General features: G+C 60.5%; 3 protein-coding genes and 1 pseudogene. 3 read left to right on the top strand and 1 reads right to left on the bottom strand.

All coding sequences use genetic code 11. From position 1 onward, the window contains the following. Positions 1-104: 104 nt before the first annotated feature. The gene (gene aroG, locus ACO54Z_RS03795) at positions 105-1,163 is read right to left on the bottom strand and encodes a 3-deoxy-7-phosphoheptulonate synthase AroG (RefSeq protein ID WP_485995826.1); all 1,059 of its coding nucleotides are present in this window, start codon (positions 1,161-1,163) and stop codon (positions 105-107) included. Positions 1,164-1,280: 117 nt separating this feature from the next. Here aroG and ACO54Z_RS03790 point away from each other — a divergent pair, with 117 nt between their 5' ends. From ACO54Z_RS03790 to ACO54Z_RS03780, 3 genes and pseudogenes are all read left to right on the top strand, one after another. After that, positions 1,281-3,314, top strand: a complete 2,034-nt coding sequence (locus tag ACO54Z_RS03790) for a M3 family metallopeptidase (RefSeq protein ID WP_485995825.1) — start codon at positions 1,281-1,283, stop codon at positions 3,312-3,314. A gap of 960 nt (positions 3,315-4,274) precedes the next feature. Continuing rightward, positions 4,275-4,703: pseudogene (locus ACO54Z_RS03785) on the top strand (DUF6683 family protein); the annotation flags it as partial. 253 nt (positions 4,704-4,956) lie between these two features. Next, a complete protein-coding gene (locus tag ACO54Z_RS03780; protein WP_485995824.1) occupies positions 4,957-5,892 on the top strand; it encodes a hypothetical protein in 936 nt (311 codons plus the stop codon). Positions 5,893-6,000 lie beyond the last annotated feature (108 nt).

The raw sequence follows: 6,000 nt of genomic DNA, 5'->3' as shown, positions 1-6,000 counted from the left end.
GGGGCAGGGATACAAATTCCAAAAAACGTATGCCTTTGCCTGGTTTGGAAAGAGGCCTAATAAAAAGCCGTCCTTCGGGACGGCTTTTTCTGTGGCCGGTTTTTTTAATCCCGCCCCATCCGTTTTTCCACCGCTTCCGCCAGTTGTTCCAGCAGGATTTCGCTGTCTTCCCAGCCGAGGCAGGCGTCGGTAATGCTTTGGCCGTAGGTGAGCGTTTCGCCTGCTTTCAGTTTTTGCGCCCCGGCGACGAGGTGGCTTTCCGCCATCACGCCGAAGATGCTGTGGTCGCCGCCCGCGATTTGTGCGGCGATGTCGGCGGCGGCGACGAGTTGCCGTTCGTGCTGTTTGTTGCTGTTGGCGTGGCTGCAATCAATCATGATTTTTTCCGGCAGTCCGGCTTTTTGCAGGGCGGCGGCGGTGGCGCGGACGTGTTCGGCGCTGTAGTTCGGGCCGTCGCTGCCGCCGCGCAGAATAATGTGGCAGTCTTCGTTGCCCAGCGTGGTGACGATGGCGGAGTGGCCGAATTTGGTGACGGAGAGGAAGCTGTGTACCGCTGCCGCCGAGGTGACGCCGTCAATGGCGATTTGGATGTCGCCGTTGGTGCCGTTTTTGAAGCCGATCGGGCAGGAGAGGCCGGAGGCGAGCTGGCGGTGGATTTGGCTTTCTGTCGTGCGCGCGCCTATCGCGCCCCAGCTGACGAGGTCGGCGATGTATTGCGGGATGATCATGTCGAGGTATTCGACCGCGACCGGCATTCCTTTTTCGTTGAGGTCAAGCAGCAGTTCACGGCCGAGGCGGAGGCCGTCGTTGATGGCGAACGAGCCGTCCAGGTGCGGGTCGTTGAGCAGGCCTTTCCAGCCGACGGTGGTGCGCGGTTTTTCAAAATAGACGCGCATAACGAGGCAAAGCTGTTCGCGGTATTTTTCGCGCAGCGGCAGCAGGCGGTCGGCGTATTCGTTCGCCGCCTTGACGTCGTGGATGGAGCAGGGGCCGATGACGACGAGCAGGCGCGGGTCGTTGTCGTGGAGGATGGCGTGGATGTCCTGCCGTGTCTGGCGGACTACCGCCGCCGCGTGTGCGGTCAGGGGGAAGCGTTCCAAGAGCGCCACGGGTGGCAGGAGTTCTTCGATGCGGGCAATGCGCAAATCATCAGTCTGGTGCATGGGGTCGTCCATAAAAAAACAGGGGGTCGGCAAAGATAGCGCAAAACACGGCGCAGACAAAGCGCGGCGCGGTCGGGATTGCTATACTCGCCGCCTTTTCAGCCGCAAGGACTCCCCATGACCGATACCAACCCGCTCTACCAGCCCGCCGACGTACCCGCCTTCGCCGCCATCCGCCCGGAGCACGCCGCCATCATCCCGCAGATACTTGATGAAAACCGCGCTGCGATAGAAGCCCTCATCGCGCGCGGCGATTTCACTTGGGACGGGCTGATGCAACCGCTGGAGCGCCTCGAAAACCGCCTCGCCAAGGCGGTCTCGCCCGTCGCCCACCTGCACGCCGTCACCAGCACCGACGAATGGCGCGCCACCTACGAAGCGCTCCTGCCCGCACTCACCGCCTACGGCAGCGACCTCGGCCAGCACGAAGGGCTGTATCGCGCCATTAAAAGCCTGCGCGACAGCGATGATTACGATGCGCTTAGCGGCGCGCAGCGCAAGGTAATTGACGACGCGCTGAAGAATTTTGAGCGCAGCGGCGTCGCCCTCGATGCCGCCGCCAAGGCGCGTTACAAGGAAATCAGCCTGCGCCTGGCCGAACTGGGGACGCAATTCGCCAACCACGTGCTGGACGCCACCAACGCCTGGCATCTGCACCTTGCCGATGATGCCCGCCTCGCCGGACTGCCCGACAGCGCCCGCGCGCTGATGGCCGACCTCGCCCGCCAGCACGAAGAAGACGGCTACCGCATCACCCTTGACGCGCCGGTGGTCATCCCGCTATTGAGCTACGCCGACGACCGCGAGCTGCGCGAAACCGTTTACCGCGCCTACAACCTCCGCGCCAGCGAACTGGCCGACGAAGGGCGTTACGACAACGCCGCCATCATTGCCGAAACGCTCGCCCTGCGCGATGAAAAAGCAAAACTGCTCGGCTTCGCCGACTTCGCCGCCTACTCGGTCGATAACAAAATGGCGCCGGACAGCGCGGCGGTGCTTGCCTTCCTCGAAGACCTCGTCGCCAAAGGCAAGGCGGCGGGCGAAGCGGACATGGCGGCGCTGCGCGACTACGCCGCGCGCGAGCTCAATCTGCCCGACCTGCAACCGTGGGACATCGCCTACGCCGCCGAAAAACAGCGACAAAGCAAATATGCGCTCTCGCAAGAAGACCTGCGCCCCTACTTCCCCATCAGCCAGGTGCTGCAAGGGCTGTTCACCATCTGCGAGCGCCTCTTTGGCGTGCGCTTCCGCGAAAACCCGGCGCTTGCCACCTGGCACGCCGACGCGCGCGGCTACGACATGATTGACGCCGACGGCCAACTGCGCGCCCGCTTCTACCTTGACCCCTACGCGCGCGCGAAAAAACGCGGCGGCGCGTGGATGGACAGCGCTGTCTCCCGCTTTGCCGACGGCGACGCGCTGCAACTGCCGGTCGCCTACCTCGTCTGCAACTTCACCCCGCCGGTCGGCGACGCCGAGGCCTGCCTCACCCACCAGGAAGTCACCACGCTTTTCCACGAATTTGGCCACGGCCTGCACCATATGCTCACCACTGTCGGCGAATACAGCGTCGCTGGCATCAACGGCGTCGAATGGGACGCGGTCGAACAACCCAGTCAGTTCATGGAAAACTTCTGCTACGAACGCGACTGCCTGCGCCTGATGACCCGCCATTTCCAGACGGGCGAGCCGCTGCCGGACGAGCTCTACGCCAAACTCATCGCCGCGAAAAACTACCAAAGCGCGATGGCACTCTTGCGCCAGCTCGAATTTTCCCTGTTTGACTTCCGCCTGCACCGCGCCGAGAACGCCGGGGCGGACGCGCTCGCCGTACACCGCGCGGTACGCGAACACGTCGCCGTCACCCCCGCCTACGCCGACAACCGCTTCCCGATGAGCTTCCAGCACATCTTCGCCGGCGGCTACGCGGCGGGCTACTACAGCTACAAATGGGCGGAAGTGCTGTCGGCGGACAGCTTCGCCGCCTTTGAAGAAGAAGGTGTGCTGAACCCGGCAACCGGCGCGCGTTTCCGCGACGAAATCTTGGCCGTCGGCGGCAGCCGTCCCAGCATGGAAAGTTTCATCGCCTTCCGCGGCCGCGCGCCAACGGTGGATGCGCTCTTGCGCCACAGCGGTATCGCGCAGGCGTAGCGGTCTTGCTCCGCCGTTAAAGGCCAATACAAAGGGCGGAATGTGAAAGTTGTAGGTCGGGCACTTGTGCCCGACATTTTTTTGAGGTCGGCCATAAATAGCCGACCTACGCTCGCTGTCCCGACACCCTGCAGTCGCGCACATTCCCCGCTGGGCAAAGCGCATCGGCGGCAGCAATGCTTAACCCCACCCCAACCCTCCCCCACAGGGGGAGGGGGCAGAGCGGCGCGGGTTTCGGCATTTGTTCCCGCATTGCAGGCAGCGGGGGTGTCCTTTTACATACACTTGAGCGCTCGATGTGTATGTATATAGCCATCCACCGAAAGCCTCATACGGTGTTGCGCCGCTTCGCCGTACAACCGCGTACTGCCTTCAGCGGCGCGCCTTGTCTGAAATTTTCGGTGGATGGCTATAAATACCCCGCCGGGTGCGGGGTATTTTTTTGCGGCAGCAAAGCGCACCGTGCGTAGGGTGGGTCTTGACCCACCGCCAAAACAACACAGTCGCAAACGCAGGTCGGTCATTCATGGCCGACATTAAAAAACCGGAAAAACGGCGGCATTCTCTATTGGTAATGTCCGCCGTCATCGCATTTACCGCCACATTGCCAAAAAGCCTATTGACGGTGGCAAAATAAAAGCCGTAAATAGGCACCATATATTGCAGGCGGCAAAACCCCTTTCCTTAATCCAACCGAAGATTTCCATGAAAAAATGGCTCATTACCCTTGGCCTCATTCCTTCCTTGCTGCTGGCGTAGGATGGCTTTTATACGCCGCCGCTGTCAATGATGATGACCAGCTCATTCGTTTACACTCAAGGCGCCAATACCATGGCGATTGAAGATTATTACAGCGAAGAGGCGAAGAAATCCGCCATTTCGCTCGATGTCAGCGTCAGCGACAATGATATTGCGCGCGTCGCCACCGCTATTGCATAGAATTTCCCGGCGAATGAACGCGAGCAATATACGGAAATGTACAAACAGCTTTATCAGGCCTATGTCGAAGACAAGGAAAACCCACAAACCTTCGCCGGCGCGATGGCGGCGTTTGCCCTGGGCAGCTATATGGCCTACCACAATAATTACGAAAGCGACCAGAAAACCAACGAGATTTTCCAGAAGCTGGTCAAACAAATGGATGCCGGGATTAAAAGCAATCCTGACGATTATGAAAAATTGAGTAATCGTGACATCAAAGATACCTATCTGCGGATGTCCATGCTCGGGATGCAACTGATGATTGCCTCCGCCTATGCCCAGCAAAACCACGCCGATGCCAATGTCATTGCCGGACTGCGGGATACGGGCCGTCAGGGACTGGAAACCGCCTTCGGCACCTCCGCCGACAATATCGAGATTTCTACCGCCGGTTTGTCGCGCAAATAATGCCGCATTGTCGCTAAAAGAAAGGCTGCTTCGTGCAGCCTTTTTTGTCATGCGCGGGCGCGTTCGCGATATATAGCCATCCACCGAAAGCCTCATACTGTGTTGCGCCGCCTGGCCGGGCACCCTAAAAAATGGCGGAGCCATTTTTTAGGGAAACCCGCGCCGTACAACCGCGTACTGTCTTCAGCGGCGCGCCTTGTCTGAAATTTTCGGCGGATGACTATAATAACCGCCCCAAACACACGGAGTACCCATGAAAAAGACCCTCATCGCCCTCGTTTTCGCCAGTCTCACCGCGACCGCCCAACCGCTGCTTACCCCGCCTGCCCCGGCGCCCGCAGCATCCTTGCGCGATGCCCTGAAATCCATGCCGTTGCCGCCGGCGATGACCGCCATCCTGCCGGACAGCATCCGCCTCGCCGAACAGGCAGCGCAGACCGGACTGGATTACCGCGCGGGCGACGAACAGACCCTGTACTACACCGAACAGGGCAACAAAAGCGCACAGCCCGCCAAGGGCGGCTACACCCGCAAAATCCTCGGCAAAACCGCCGACGGTCGCGTGGTGGTGCAGGATTACCGGCAAGGACGCGAACAGCCGTTGACCGCACCCTACGCCCTGCAAAAAGACGCCGACCCTGCCGATTTCCACGCGCGCAGCGCCGACAGCAAAATCGTTCACTATCGCGCCGATGGCAGCATAGCCAGCATTATTGACGTCAAGGGCGGCAAACCCGCCAGTCGTCTCAATTTCTACGAAGGCGGCAAGCTCGTCGCGCAAAGCCCGCGCATGAGCGGCATCCGCGAAGAAGACCCGTACGACGGCCTCGGCCGCTTCGCCAACGAAATGCGCGCCTATTACCCCGACGGCAGACTGATGGCAGTCACCCTCAACCGGAGCGGACAGTACCTCTGCCTGATGTACCGCCCGGACGGCACCCCGCTCGCCGCCTTCGGCAGCGAAAACAGCCGCAACCAAAAAGAAAACATCTACACCATCATCTGGAATCACGACGGCAAACGCACCAGCGAACTGGACGTTGACCCCGCCGACCGCGAACAGGCGGAAAACATCAGCAAGCGCTTGCGGCACATCAGCACGCTGATGGCAGACAAGGCCGAAAGCAGCGACGCGGCAAGCGGCGACAACAGCGATGGCGAAGCACCCCGCCTGTTCAAACGCCATTAAGCGCCTGTTCAACATCCCGGTTATCCACACCAATTTGAATGGCTAAGCCGAATTTCCCCCTCCCTCGCTGCGGGCTTTGCCCTGTAGGGGCGGGGGAAATTCGCTTTT

Source organism: Cardiobacterium sp. (genome assembly GCF_057314735.1).
This window is presented reverse-complemented; position numbering and strand designations above follow the sequence as displayed.